This window comes from Streptococcus sp. Marseille-Q5855, from assembly GCF_946901985.1.
GTDB lineage: Bacteria > Bacillota > Bacilli > Lactobacillales > Streptococcaceae > Streptococcus.
Map to the genome: position 1 here is coordinate 1 of NZ_CAMPPR010000001.1, position 12891 is coordinate 12891.

The 12891-nt window shown below is 41.8% G+C and carries 13 protein-coding genes; 5 read left to right on the top strand and 8 right to left on the bottom strand.

The window, feature by feature from the left end; translation table 11 throughout:
- Positions 1-289: 289 nt before the first annotated feature.
- Positions 290-1864 (bottom strand): DEAD/DEAH box helicase, encoded by a 1575-nt coding sequence (locus OC529_RS00005; protein WP_173234677.1) that lies wholly within the window; start codon positions 1862-1864, stop codon positions 290-292.
- A 197-nt stretch (positions 1865-2061) separates the two neighbouring features.
- Positions 2062-3288: an OFA family MFS transporter gene (locus OC529_RS00010; RefSeq protein WP_000841581.1), complete on the bottom strand. Its 1227-nt coding sequence runs from the start codon at positions 3286-3288 to the stop codon at positions 2062-2064.
- 193 nt (positions 3289-3481) lie between these two features.
- Between OC529_RS00010 and OC529_RS00015 the strand changes: the two genes are divergently transcribed.
- The 5 genes from OC529_RS00015 to OC529_RS00035 all read left to right on the top strand — a co-directional run bounded on the left by OC529_RS00015 (position 3482) and on the right by OC529_RS00035 (position 8456).
- Positions 3482-4798 (top strand): FAD-containing oxidoreductase, encoded by a 1317-nt coding sequence (locus tag OC529_RS00015; RefSeq protein WP_000958960.1) that lies wholly within the window; start codon positions 3482-3484, stop codon positions 4796-4798.
- Positions 4799-4896: 98 nt separating this feature from the next.
- Complete coding sequence (gene murT / locus OC529_RS00020; RefSeq protein ID WP_262081222.1) at positions 4897-6240, top strand: lipid II isoglutaminyl synthase subunit MurT; 1344 nt, start codon at positions 4897-4899, stop codon at positions 6238-6240.
- Positions 6240-7022: a lipid II isoglutaminyl synthase subunit GatD gene (gene gatD, locus OC529_RS00025; protein WP_262081223.1), complete on the top strand. Its 783-nt coding sequence runs from the start codon at positions 6240-6242 to the stop codon at positions 7020-7022. Before murT ends, gatD begins: the two co-directional genes overlap by 1 nt.
- Before the next feature lie 127 nt (positions 7023-7149).
- Positions 7150-8232, top strand: a complete 1083-nt coding sequence (locus OC529_RS00030; protein ID WP_262081224.1) for a M24 family metallopeptidase — start codon at positions 7150-7152, stop codon at positions 8230-8232.
- Between the two features lie 17 nt (positions 8233-8249).
- Positions 8250-8456 carry a hypothetical protein gene (locus OC529_RS00035; protein ID WP_112443985.1) on the top strand — a complete coding sequence of 69 codons (207 nt, stop codon included), beginning with the start codon at positions 8250-8252 and terminating at the stop codon, positions 8454-8456.
- A gap of 75 nt (positions 8457-8531) precedes the next feature.
- On the opposite strand, the gene OC529_RS00040 is transcribed toward OC529_RS00035, so the two are convergent.
- From OC529_RS00040 to OC529_RS00065, 6 genes are all read right to left on the bottom strand, one after another.
- Positions 8532-8993 (bottom strand): ECF transporter S component, encoded by a 462-nt coding sequence (locus OC529_RS00040; protein ID WP_173270201.1) that lies wholly within the window; start codon positions 8991-8993, stop codon positions 8532-8534.
- Positions 8971-9744 carry a bifunctional hydroxymethylpyrimidine kinase/phosphomethylpyrimidine kinase gene (locus OC529_RS00045; protein WP_173270203.1) on the bottom strand — a complete coding sequence of 258 codons (774 nt, stop codon included), beginning with the start codon at positions 9742-9744 and terminating at the stop codon, positions 8971-8973. Before OC529_RS00045 ends, OC529_RS00040 begins: the two co-directional genes overlap by 23 nt.
- Positions 9734-10483 carry a tRNA pseudouridine(38-40) synthase TruA gene (truA, locus tag OC529_RS00050; protein ID WP_173270206.1) on the bottom strand — a complete coding sequence of 250 codons (750 nt, stop codon included), beginning with the start codon at positions 10481-10483 and terminating at the stop codon, positions 9734-9736. Before truA ends, OC529_RS00045 begins: the two co-directional genes overlap by 11 nt.
- A 99-nt stretch (positions 10484-10582) precedes the next feature.
- A complete protein-coding gene (locus OC529_RS00055) occupies positions 10583-11734 on the bottom strand; it encodes an MFS transporter (RefSeq protein WP_261061101.1) in 1152 nt (383 codons plus the stop codon).
- 125 nt (positions 11735-11859) lie between these two features.
- Complete coding sequence (locus OC529_RS00060; RefSeq protein ID WP_262081225.1) at positions 11860-12489, bottom strand: Pr6Pr family membrane protein; 630 nt, start codon at positions 12487-12489, stop codon at positions 11860-11862.
- 2 nt (positions 12490-12491) lie between these two features.
- Entirely contained in the window at positions 12492-12830 is a 339-nt protein-coding gene (locus OC529_RS00065) for a zinc ribbon domain-containing protein YjdM (RefSeq protein WP_262081226.1), read from the bottom strand.
- Between the last annotated feature and the right edge of the window lie 61 nt (positions 12831-12891).

A 12891-nucleotide genomic window follows, 5' to 3' on the forward strand; every position in this document is an offset into this window, starting at 1 on the left:
AAATCAAGCATTAGTAAAACCAGTGGAACTTACCCTGACATGGATTTCCACTGGTTTTTACAATTTTTATCAGATTAACTTCCACTTCTACTAGCGGTGGAACTTAGTTTGGGAATTTACCATTTTTAAAAACCAGAATATTTTTAATTAAATTGTTCCTTTTCTATTGACAAGTTGCCTGTTTTTGTGTATCATAACATTATAAAAAGATAATACAACAATTTTATTTATCTTTTTTCACATTCGGTCTCCTTATATAAAAAAGCGATTCATTTTGAACCGCTTTTTCCTATTTATCGCCCTTGTTACGAATAACAAAGCCTGTTTGCTTTTCGCTTGAAGTAGTGCGTGGTTTTTTATTATCCTTACGGTAACGTTTTTCCTTATCAAAACGATCGTTGCCACGACTTCCTTTTTTGAAATCATCACGGCGGCCACCACGACGGTTGTCTCCACGGCGATTATCACGACGGTCATCTCCACGACGACCTCCCTTAGCTTTACCACCGAAGCCATTACCGGATGGTTTAAATGGCAGTGGTTTTTCACGCGCAATCTCCACTTCTGGAAGGCTATCTGGGTCTTGAACAGTCAGACTCAAAATATACATTGCCAATTCTTCTGGAGTAAATTCGGCAGCTAGTTTACGAGCATCCTTGCCAAATTTCTCAAAGTTGGCACGAATGGTTTCATCTGCAAAATCACGTTCGATTTTCTTAAGAGCTACTTGCTTTTTAGCTTGGAAGGCTTCTTCTGCACTTGCAGGTTTGAGACCTTTCATGCGTTTCTTAGTCAAGTTTTCAATGATTTGGAGGTAACCCATTTCATTTGGTGATACGAAAGTAATAGACTGACCTGACTTACCAGCACGACCTGTACGACCAATACGGTGAACATAACTTTCAGGATCTTGTGGAATATCGTAGTTATAGACATGAGTCACACCTGAAATATCCAAACCACGCGCAGCAACGTCTGTCGCAACCAAAACATCAAGATTGCCATTTTTAAAGTCACGAAGGACACGCAGACGTTTGTTTTGGTCCAGGTCACCATGAATTCCTTCGGCACGGAAACCACGGATTTTAAGACCACGAGTCAATTCATCTACACGGCGTTTAGTACGACCAAATACGATAGCAAGTTCTGGTTGTTCCACATCCATAAGACGAGTCATGGTATCAAATTTTTCTTGTTCCTTAACTCGGATATAGTACTGGTCAACCAATTCTGTTGTCAATTCCTTAGCCGCAATCTTCACATGCTCAGGTTCTTTCATAAACTGAACACCGATACGTTTGATAGCATCTGGCATAGTTGCTGAGAAAAGTAAGGTTTGACGGTTTTCAGGAACACGAGAAATGATGGCTTCGATATCTTCAAGGAAGCCCATGTTGAGCATTTCATCTGCTTCGTCAAGGATGAGAGTTTCAATATCTTGTAATTTCAAGGCCTTGCGTTTAATCAAGTCCAAGAGACGACCAGGTGTTCCCACCACGATATGGGCACCAGATTTAAGAGCCTTAATTTGTTTTTCAATGCTTGATCCGCCATATACTGAGCGAACTTTGACTCCCTTACTACGACCAAAGCGGAATAGTTCTTCTTGACTTTGGACAGCGAGTTCACGAGTTGGAGCGATGACCAAGGCTTGGATGGTCGCTTCTTCTGTACGGATTTTTTCAAGAGTAGGCAAGCCAAAAGCTGCAGTTTTTCCTGTACCAGTCTGAGCTTGACCGATAACGTCCTTGCCTTCAAGGGCCAAAGGAATGGTTTGTTCTTGGATCGGACTGGCTTCTACAAAACCAGCTTTTTCAATCTCTGCTAGCAAATCAGCAGACAAGTTTAATTCATTAAATTTCACGTTATTCTTCTTTCTAAAGGTGGTGCGAAGCCACCCTATAGGGCTTAGTGTATACTTTTCTTTTTATGACGTATTTTCATATACTGGATACAAAATCGTGTTGCTTCTTTTCCACAAAAGAAAAGTACTGTTTTCTTTGCAACCCATCTAGTATAACACAAGACCAGAGCAAAAGATAGCCTAATTTCTCTAGAAAATCATGTAAGCGGTTTTTGGCTTTCCTTTTTGATGGAACGACCTAGATAATAAGACAAAGCCAAGGCGATACTATATAAAATGATAAAAACGAACAAGGTTTGTGTGTAAGAATGAGCCATTTTATAAGTCTCTGCTAATAAAATAGGTCCTGCTAAACCAGCCATTGCCCAAGCTGTTAAAATATAACCATGCAGAGCGGCCAATTCCTTGGTTCCAAAAATATCACTGAGATAAGCTGGAATCAATGAAAAACCAGCTCCATAGCAAGTCATCAAAATAGACATAGCGACTACAAATAAAACGGAATCTGTAAAGAGCCAAAGTGAGAGAGAAAAGAAAAGATTGACAAGCAGTAATATACTAAAGGTTAGGGGGCGACCGATATAGTCAGATAAGCTCGCCCAGAGCAAGCGACCAAATCCATTGAAAATCCCTAAAACGCCCACCATTACTGCTGCATGACTTGTAGACAAGCCAGCCATCTCCTGTGCCATTGGCGATGCCGCTGAAATTAAGCCTAAACCACAAGCTATGTTGATAAAGAAAATAATCCAAAGTATATAAAACCGATTGCTTTTCAGAGCCTGATTTGCAGCCATTCCTTGCGTCAAAGAGGCTGTTTTTTCTTTCCCTGAAGCAGATAAAATTGCAAGCTCTTGCTCATTTGGACGCTTAATGAATTGTGAAGCTAGGAGCATGATAATAAAGTAACTTGCACCTAAAATATAAAAAGTTTCTACAAGCCCTATCCCTGCGATGAGATGTTGCGCTATGGGACTAGTCAATAAAGAAGCAAAACCAAACCCCATAATCGCTAAACCTGTTGCGAGACCACGTTTATCAGGAAACCATTTTATAATCGTTGACACAGGGGTAATATAGCCTGCTCCCAAACCAAGCCCACCTAAAATGCCGTAAGCCAGATACAACAACCACAGTTCCTGACGGTCTATTGCAAATCCTGTTAAGATATTTCCACCTGCGTATAGAAAAGCAGATAGACTCCCCATGACTCTCGGACCAAATTTTTCTACCAAACGCCCCATAAATGCAGCCGATAAGCCTAAACAAAAGATTGCTAGACTAAAGGCAAAGGCAACAGAAGCCTGATCCCATCCCGTTTTTTCAATAATAGGGTTACGATAAACACTCCAAGCATAAGTCGAACCCAGCATTAAGTGTAAAATGACCCCAGCAAAGGCAATAATATAACGATTCGATTTCATAAAACCTCCTATTTTCGAACATTTATTCTATCTTATATAAAAATAGATAGGATTTTAGTTTATCAAGCTTGTCAAAAAATTACTAGCTTTTTGTCTGGAAAGCGTTTTTATTTTTTTCTGTCTTTTTCGTAGCAGAATTGTGCAAAAGTTTTTTTCTTGTGCTAGAATGTAATTCGAATAGGAGGAACTCTAAATGTTAACTTATGATTTAATCGTTATCGGATTTGGTAAGGCTGGTAAAACACTAGCTGGTAAATTGGCTTCAGCTGGCAAAAAAGTTGCCCTCGTTGAACGTAGCAAAGCTATGTACGGTGGAACTTGTATCAACATCGGTTGTATCCCAACTAAGACTTTGCTAGTTGCTGCTGAGAAGGGCTTGTCTTTTGAAGAAGTCATTGCTACCAAAAATACTATCACTGGTCGCCTCAACGGTAAAAACTATGCGACTGTTGCTGGTACAGGCGTGGATATCTTTGATGCGGAAGCTCACTTCCTTTCAAATAAAGTCATCGAAATCCAAGCTGGTGATGAAAAGAAAGAACTGACTGCTGAAACAATCGTCATCAACACTGGTGCTGTTTCAAACGTCTTGCCAATCCCTGGACTTGCTACAAGCAAAAACGTCTTTGACTCAACAGGGATCCAAAACTTGGACAAGTTGCCTGAAAAACTTGGAGTCCTTGGTGGCGGAAATATCGGTCTTGAATTTGCTGGCCTTTACAACAAACTTGGAAGCAAGGTCACAGTCCTAGATGCCTTGGATACTTTCCTACCTCGTGCAGAACCTTCCATCGCAGCTCTTGCTAAACAATATATGGAAGAAGACGGTATTGAATTGCTTCAAAATATCCATACTACTGAAATCAAAAACGACGGTGACCAAGTCCTTGTCGTGACTGAAAACGAAACTTACCGTTTCGATGCCCTTCTCTACGCAACTGGACGCAAACCAAATGTAGAACCACTTCAACTTGAAAATACAGATATTGAACTAACTGAACGTGGCGCTATTAAAGTAGACAAACACTGTCAAACAAACGTTCCTGGTGTCTTTGCAGTTGGAGATGTCAACGGTGGCCTTCAATTTACTTACATTTCACTTGATGACTTCCGTGTTGTCTACAGCTACCTTGCTGGAGATGGCAGCTACACTCTTGAAGACCGTCTCAATGTACCAAACACCATGTTTATCACACCTGCCCTTTCACAAGTTGGTTTAACTGAAAGCCAAGCAGCTGATTTGAAACTTCCATACGCAGTGAAAGAAATCCCTGTTGCAGCCATGCCTCGTGGTCACGTAAATGGAGACCTTCGCGGAGCTTTCAAAGCTGTTGTGAATACTGAAACAAAAGAAATTCTTGGAGCAAGCATCTTCTCAGAAGGTTCTCAAGAAATCATCAACATCATTACTGTTGCTATGGACAACAAGATTCCTTATACTTACTTCACAAAACAAATCTTCACTCACCCAACCTTGGCTGAGAACTTGAATGACTTGTTTGCGATTTAAGTTGAGATTTGATCGTATCGAACAGCCCTCTTTGGGCTGTTTTTGCTTCTGCGAAACACCAAATCTGTCTTTTCACTCTTTTGTGATATAATAGAAACATGAACTTAAAAACTACTTTGGGCCTTATTGCTGGGCGCTCTTCCCACTTCGTTTTAAGCCGTCTTGGCCGTGGAAGTACGCTCCCAGGAAAACTTGCCCTTCAATTTGATAAAGATATTTTACAAAACCTAGCTAAGAACTACGAGATTGTCGTGGTCACTGGAACAAATGGAAAAACCCTGACAACTGCCCTCACTGTTGGCATTTTAAAAGAAGTTTATGGTCAAGTTCTGACCAACCCAAGCGGTGCCAATATGATTACAGGGATTGCAACAACTTTCCTGACTGCCAAATCGTCTAAAACTGGAAAAAATATTGCCGTCTTAGAAATTGATGAAGCCAGCCTATCTCGTATCTGTGACTACATCCAGCCAAGTCTCTTCGTCATCACTAATATCTTCCGTGACCAGATGGATCGCTATGGTGAGATTTACACAACTTACAAGATGATTTTGGACGCTATTCGTAAGGTGCCTACGGCTACTGTTCTCCTTAATGGAGACAGTCCACTTTTCTACAAACCAGCTATTCCAAATCCTGTAGAGTATTTTGGTTTTGACTTGGAGAAAGGTCCAGCCCAGCTGGCTCACTACAATACCGAAGGGATTCTCTGTCCTGACTGCCAAGGAATCCTCAAATATGAGCATAATACCTATGCAAATTTGGGTGCCTATATCTGTGAAGGCTGTGGATGTAAACGTCCTGATCTGGACTATCGCTTGACAGACTTGGTTGAGTTGACCAACAATCGCTCACGCTTTGTCATTGACGGTCAAGAATACGGTATTCAAATCGGTGGTCTTTACAATATCTACAACGCCCTAGCTGCGGTTGCTATCGCCCGTTTCCTTGGTGCAGATTCACAACTCATCAAGCAGGGATTTGATAAGAGCCGTGCAGTCTTTGGACGCCAAGAAACCTTCCATATCGGTGACAAGGAATGTACCCTCGTCTTGATTAAAAATCCAGTCGGTGCAACCCAAGCTATCGAGATGATTAAACTAGCACCTTATCCATTTAGCCTATCTGTCTTCCTAAATGCCAACTATGCAGATGGAATTGATACTAGCTGGATCTGGGATGCTGATTTTGAACAAATCACTGAGATGGACATTCCCGAAATCAACGCTGGTGGTGTTCGCCATTCTGAAATCGCACGTCGACTCCGAGTGACAGGCTATCCAGCTGATAAAATCACTGAAACAAGTAGTCTGGAGCAAGTTCTTAAAACAATTGAAAACCAAGACTGCAAGCATGCCTATATCCTAGCTACCTATACTGCTATGCTGGAATTTCGCGAACTGCTGGCTAGTCGTCAGATTGTTAGAAAGGAGATGAACTAATGGTTTATACTTCACTTTCCTCAAAAGCTGGCAATTACCCCTATCAGCTCAACATTGCCCACCTCTACGGTAACCTCATGAATACCTACGGGGACAATGGAAACATCCTCATGCTCAAGTATGTGGCTGAAAAGCTGGGAGCCCATGTGACGGTTGACATCGTTTCTCTCCATGATGACTTTGATGAAAATCACTACGACATTGCCTTTTTCGGTGGCGGTCAAGACTTTGAACAAAGTATTATTGCAGACGACCTACCTGCCAAAAAAGAAAGCATTGACAACTACATCCAAAACGACGGTGTAGTTCTGGCTATCTGTGGTGGTTTCCAACTATTGGGGCAATATTATGTTGAAGCTTCAGGCAAACGCATCGAAGGGCTAGGGGTCATGGGCCACTACACGCTCAACCAGACCAATAACCGTTTTATCGGTGACATCAAGATTCACAATGAAGATTTCAATGAAACCTACTATGGCTTTGAAAATCACCAGGGTCGTACCTTCCTCTCAAATGACCAAAAACCACTGGGACAGGTTGTCTATGGAAATGGAAATAACGAAGAAAAAGTCGGCGAAGGGGTTCATTATAAGAATGTCTTTGGTTCCTACTTCCACGGGCCTATCCTCTCTCGTAATGCCAATCTAGCTTATCGCCTAGTCACTACTGCCCTCAAGAAGAAATATGGTCAGGACATCCAACTCCCTGCCTATGAGGACATTCTCAGCCAAGAAATCGCTGAAGAATACAGCGACGTCAAAAGCAAAGCTGACTTTTCTTAAACAAAGGAAAATGATATCAAAGAACTCCGTTATCTTGTCGGAGTTCTTTTTGTCTTTTCTTTTACCCTTCTCCCTTGCATTTTCTCTCTTTTTTTGCCAAAATAGAGGGGTAGAAAGAAGGTAGCATATGTCTAAATTACAACAAATCGTAACATATCTTGAATCAGAAAAACTAGACGTCGCTGTCGTATCTGACCCCGTCACAATCAATTACCTCACTGGCTTTTACAGTGATCCCCATGAACGTCAAATGTTCCTTTTTGTCCTAGCGGATCAGGAACCCCTCCTCTTTGTCCCAGCCCTTGAGGTTGAGCGTGCAAGTAGCACTGTCTCTTTCCCAGTTGTAGGCTATGTGGATTCTGAAAATCCATGGCAAAAAATGAAACATGCTCTTCCACAGCTTGGTTTCAAACGTGTAGCTGTTGAGTTTGACAATCTCATCTTGACCAAATACCATGGCTTGAAAACAGTTTTTGAAACTGCTGAGTTTGACAATCTCACTCCTCGTATCCAACGCATGCGCCTCATCAAATCAGCTGACGAAGTGCAAAAAATGATGGTTGCAGGTCTCTATGCGGACAAGGCTGTTAAGGTTGGTTTTGATAATATTTCTCTTGATAAAACTGAGACAGATATTATTGCCCAAATTGACTTTGCCATGAAACGTGAAGGCTATGAAATGAGCTTTGACACCATGGTCTTGACAGGTGATAATGCTGCAAATCCACACGGTATTCCAGCAGCAAACAAGGTTGAAAATGATGCTCTTCTCCTCTTTGACCTGGGTGTTCTGGTCAACGGCTATGCGTCAGATATGACTCGTACAGTCGCAGTCGGCAAACCTGACCAATTCAAGAAAGACATTTACAACTTGACTCTTGAAGCCCAACAAGCTGCTCTTAACTTTATCAAGCCAGGGGTGACTGCCCATGAAGTGGATCGCGCTGCCCGTGAGGTCATCGAAAAAGCTGGTTACGGCGAGTACTTCAACCACCGTCTCGGTCACGGTATCGGTATGGATGTCCACGAATTCCCTTCTATCATGGAAGGAAATGACTTGGTTATCGAAGAAGGCATGTGCTTCTCTGTTGAACCAGGTATCTATATCCCTGGTAAAGTCGGTGTCCGTATCGAAGACTGCGGTGTTGTTACCAAGGATGGCTTTGACCTCTTTACAAGCACCAGCAAAGACTTGCTTTATTTTGATTAATATTCATCTAATACTCAATGAAAATCAAAGAGCAAACTAGGAAACTAGCCGCAGGTTGCTCAAAACACTGTTTTGAGGTTGTAGATAAGACTGATGAAGTCAGCTCAAAACACTGTTTTGAGGTTGTGGATAGAACTGACGAAGTCAGTAACCATATCTACGACAAGGCGACGTTGACGCGGTTTGAAGAGATTTTTGAAGAGTATAAAATCTTCCCACAATAAAACGCATAGTATCAAGGTTTCAACACCTGATACTATGCGTTTTTTCTGATTTTTAGGACTTTCTCCACATCCTCTTTACTTAATCTTCTTAATACTTTGACTAAGGATAAATCCTACAATCATCCCTACCATATTTTGCATGAAATTTGGTAGGATCTCTGGTAGGGCTGCTGCCCAGCCATTCATCAAAGTAGAACCCAAGGCGTAACCCCCAACCATAACAATAGTTGCCAAAACGAGGCCTAACCACTGAGTTTTTCCTTTAAATCCTGCAAAAAATCCCTGCAAGCCATGGTTGACCAAGCTAAAGAACATCCACTGAGGGTAGCCTGATAAGAGGTCAATCAAGAAACCTGCTAGTCCTCCGACTACAGCCCCTTCACGACTACCAAAGTAAAAGGCCGCAAAGAAGACACCCGCATCTAAAAGAGTTAGAATGCCTGTCGGTGTCGGGATTTTTAAGAAATAACCTAGAACCACAGAGAGGGCGGTTAATAGGGATACAAGGGCGATTTTAGTTGTTTTGGTTTGCTTCATATTGTCTTACTCCATACTGATCTGCTTGTGCAATAGCACGATAAACGAAAGCCTTAGAGCTTTCTACTGCTGGCAAAAGTTCATCACCTTTAACCAAGTGACTTGCAATGCTTGAGGCAAAGGTACAACCTGCGCCAGCATTTTGCCCTTGAATAACGGGATTTTCTAGGACTGTAAAGGTTTGTCCATCATAAAAGACATCTACAGCCTTGTCCTGACTAAGGCGACTGCCCCCCTTGATAATGACTGCTGGCGCTCCTAAGTCATGTAATTTCTGCGCTGCAGTTTTCATGTCTTCAAGGGTTTTAATCTCTTGATCTGCTAGTAATTCTGCTTCAGGAAGATTAGGCGTAATCACTCTGACATGAGGGAAAAAGCGAATCAATTCTTGACAGAGTTCACTAACTGCTACGTCGTGCGTTTCCTTGCAGACCAAGACAGGATCCAGAACCACAGGCACTCCTGGGCGTTGCTTGATAAAGTCCAAGGTCTTCTCAGCCACACTGACAGTTGGTAGAAGACCAATCTTAATCCCTGCAAATTCCACATCACGCAAGCTATCTAATTCATGTTGAAAAATGGTATCATCAGTTGGAAAGACTTCAAATCCTTTTTCTGTCAAGGCTGTCAAACAAGTCACTGCTACAAAGCCATGCAAGCCGTTCAAGGTATAGGTAGCCAAATCCGCGGACAAACCACCACCACTAAAAATATCATTTCCAGAAAGTGCTAAAATACGATTATTCTTCATAACGAATCTCCTTTAAATATAAACCATTTGGTGCTGCAGTGGGACCTGCAAGCTGCCTGTCCTTCTTCTCCAAGATGAGATCAATCCGCTCTACTGGCATACGGTTGTTGCCGATTTTGAGCAGTGTCCCCACCATATTGCGAATCTGCTTATACAAGAAACCATTTCCTGAAAAGGTAAAGGTCAAAAACTGGCCTGTCTCATCAACCCTGAGACTAGCTTCTGTGATGGTGCGAACCTTATCCTCTACACTAGTCCCAGAGGCTGTAAAACCGGTAAAATCATGGGTTCCTTCTAGCTTTTTGATTGCAATCTGCATGCGTTCCACATCGAGTGGGTAGGGAAAGTGAGTGGCATAGTGACGGCGCATGGGATTTTTGGGACGGCCCCTATCCACGATAAACTCATAGGTCTTACTGTGCTTGGCATAACGGCAATGAAAATCATCTGCCACAAGCTCAATTGAAATCACATCGATATCTTCAGGAGACTGGGTGTCCAAAGCAAAACGGAGCTTCTCCTCATCCATCTGATAAGGTAGGTCAAAATGAAGCACCTGTCCCAAAGCATGAACCCCACTATCAGTCCTACCAGCACCGTGAACAGTAATGGCTTGCCCTTTATTGAGTCTCGTCAAGGTTTTTTCAATTTCTTCCTGAACGCTCCGAGCATGAGGCTGGCGCTGAAAACCAGCAAAGGCGTAACCATCATAGGAAATAGTTGCTTTATATCTCGTCATAACTTCTATTTTATCAAGAAATTAGTCTAGTAACAAGGTATAAAATCTATAATTGTCTGGGTACAAAATTCACAAAAAGAAAAACTTAGGAAACCAATCCTAAGCTCTCTTTTGAAGTAGGTACATGACAAAGATAGAGGTTACAATCAACCATGAGCCTAAAATGGCAAAGACCAACATACCATTGTGAGTTAGTAACCCAATTGCACCTAGAACAAATGGGGTCGTAAAGGCTCCGAAACTACAGCCTAAAACTGCAAATGAAGTTGCTTGATTGAGGAGTTTAGCTGGAATTCGTTCAGAGACAAGTTGAAAGACCGTCGTCAAGGCTACACTGTAAGCAAAACCAGCCAGAATACTTCCTGCCACTACCACCCACAAGGATGGAGACAAAGCAATTACAATTTGACCTAAGCCGAAGGTAATACCAGACCAGAGGAGCAGTTTCTCTTTAAAGATAGAAATCAAGAAAGAAAAACTCACACCAGCCACAATCCCGATTAACTGCATGACACTAAGAACAAAACTAGATAACTGGGCATCTCCAAGTCCTCTTTCCACCATCAAACTTGGAATACGGATAGTAATAGCCGTGTTGGTACAAACTACAACTGCCGCTTCAATAGCTAGGGTAAAAATCAAGCCTTTCATTTCTCGAGTTAAGCGACTTGCTTCCTTCGCTTTTTTCTTGACTTCTTTCTTTTCTTTTCCATAAGGGACAAAGAGCAGATAAAGGGTCAGCACCAAAAATCCAGCACTATAAGCTAGGAAGGTAGCTGTCCAACCGAAGGCCAACAACTGACCGACTGCCAAGGTAATGAGAGAAGCTCCAACGACCTCTGCAGAACCGCGTAACCCTAGCATCTGAATTCGTGTTTTTCCTTGATAACGTTCACTGATAATGGAAATGGCCTTGGCATTGATCATCCCGAGACCCAAACCAAAAAGAATCCGAGTTCCAAAGACAAAGGGATAGGCTTGATACCAAAAGGGTGCTGTTCCACTCAGTGATAAAATCAACAATCCCAAACTAATCTGTAATCGCTCAGGAAATATTTTTTCTAAGAAACCATTTAGTAGTAACATCATCATGATCCCAAAGGAAGGCAAGCTCGCCAAGAGCTCAATTTGTTCCTTAGGATAACCTTGATAATAGTCAAACATGGCTGGCAGGGCACTCGAGATGGAAAAGGATGTAATCAAAACGAGTGAGAGAGCCAAAATACTGGCCCGTTCTAAAAATTGTTTCATGAAATCTCTTTCTATATTTCTCTTAATCTTCTGTCTCTTTTGATAGTTGTCAAAAAAGCAAGAAAAGAAGAAGCCTCTTTAGTGTATAGACTCCTTCTTAAACTCGAAAATGAATCCCTTGTGTCTTAGGATGACTTTTTCTTGATTTGCTTAATAAAGTAGAAGATAAATCCTGCCACCATATAGGCAACAAAGATAATCAGACACCACTTGAATACGACATCCCAACCCTTGTTCACATTCAAAAAGAAGTAAGGGAAAGGATTATCCTTGGCATTTGGAATATTGAGTTTTAAAACCAAGCCATTAAAAAGAGCAAAAATCATATACAGCAAGGGTAAAATCGTCCACACAACTGGATCCCAAATCTTGTATTGACCCTGTTTATCAAAAAAGAGGGTATCTGCTAAAAACCAAAGGGGAACGATATAGTGGCAAAGGAAATTTTCCAGAGTATAGAAATTAGTCGCAATAGGCGCTAATAGGAAATGGTAAATCACACAGGTAATCATGATACTCATGGTGACCCCACCTTTTAAGCGTAAGAGACTTGGTCTTTGCCAGTTTTCACCTACACGGCTCATAACCTTTAGAAGATAGAGGGTAAAAATAGTTACCAAGAGGTTGGACAAAACCGTGTAATAGAGAAGCATCCCAAAACCACCATGCTTGGTAATTTCAAGGTAAACTCCCGTAAAAGCCGCTAGAAACAAGAAGATACGGCTATAAAATACAAATTTATAGTGTTTTGACATACTTAAATCTTCTTCACAAACTCTGATTTGAGTTTCATGGCACCGAAGCCATCAATCTTACAGTCGATATTGTGGTCGCCTTCTACGATGCGGATATTTTTCACGCGCGTCCCTTGTTTCAAATCTTTTGGCGCACCTTTTACTTTCAAGTCCTTGATGAGGGTAACAGTATCACCGTCAGCCAATTTATTTCCGTTGGCATCGATAGCGACAAGACCTTCTTCTACTTCTGCAACTTCAGCAGGATTCCACTCATGAGCACACTCTGGGCAAACCAGTAGGGTACCGTCTTCGTAGACATACTCTGAGTTACATTGTGGGCAATTTGGTAGGTTGTTCATGGTTTCTCCTTATCATCATTCACTATTCTTTGAAAATCAAAATTTCTCGAACAGCAACTAT

Bases quoted from the DNA above. Each gene is read 5' to 3' on its own strand.
- OC529_RS00010 (WP_000841581.1), bottom strand. From the start codon at position 3,288: ATGAAATCGAATCGTTATATTATTGCCTTTGCTGGGGTCATTTTACAC.
- OC529_RS00015 (WP_000958960.1), top strand. From the start codon at position 3,482: ATGTTAACTTATGATTTAATCGTTATCGGATTTGGTAAGGCTGGTAAA.
- murT (WP_262081222.1), top strand. From the start codon at position 4,897: ATGAACTTAAAAACTACTTTGGGCCTTATTGCTGGGCGCTCTTCCCAC.
- gatD (WP_262081223.1), top strand. From the start codon at position 6,240: ATGGTTTATACTTCACTTTCCTCAAAAGCTGGCAATTACCCCTATCAG.
- OC529_RS00030 (WP_262081224.1), top strand. From the start codon at position 7,150: ATGTCTAAATTACAACAAATCGTAACATATCTTGAATCAGAAAAACTA.
- OC529_RS00035 (WP_112443985.1), top strand. From the start codon at position 8,250: ATGAAAATCAAAGAGCAAACTAGGAAACTAGCCGCAGGTTGCTCAAAA.
- OC529_RS00040 (WP_173270201.1), bottom strand. From the start codon at position 8,993: ATGAAGCAAACCAAAACAACTAAAATCGCCCTTGTATCCCTATTAACC.
- OC529_RS00045 (WP_173270203.1), bottom strand. From the start codon at position 9,744: ATGAAGAATAATCGTATTTTAGCACTTTCTGGAAATGATATTTTTAGT.
- truA (WP_173270206.1), bottom strand. From the start codon at position 10,483: ATGACGAGATATAAAGCAACTATTTCCTATGATGGTTACGCCTTTGCT.
- OC529_RS00055 (WP_261061101.1), bottom strand. From the start codon at position 11,734: ATGAAACAATTTTTAGAACGGGCCAGTATTTTGGCTCTCTCACTCGTT.
- OC529_RS00060 (WP_262081225.1), bottom strand. From the start codon at position 12,489: ATGTCAAAACACTATAAATTTGTATTTTATAGCCGTATCTTCTTGTTT.
- OC529_RS00065 (WP_262081226.1), bottom strand. From the start codon at position 12,830: ATGAACAACCTACCAAATTGCCCACAATGTAACTCAGAGTATGTCTAC.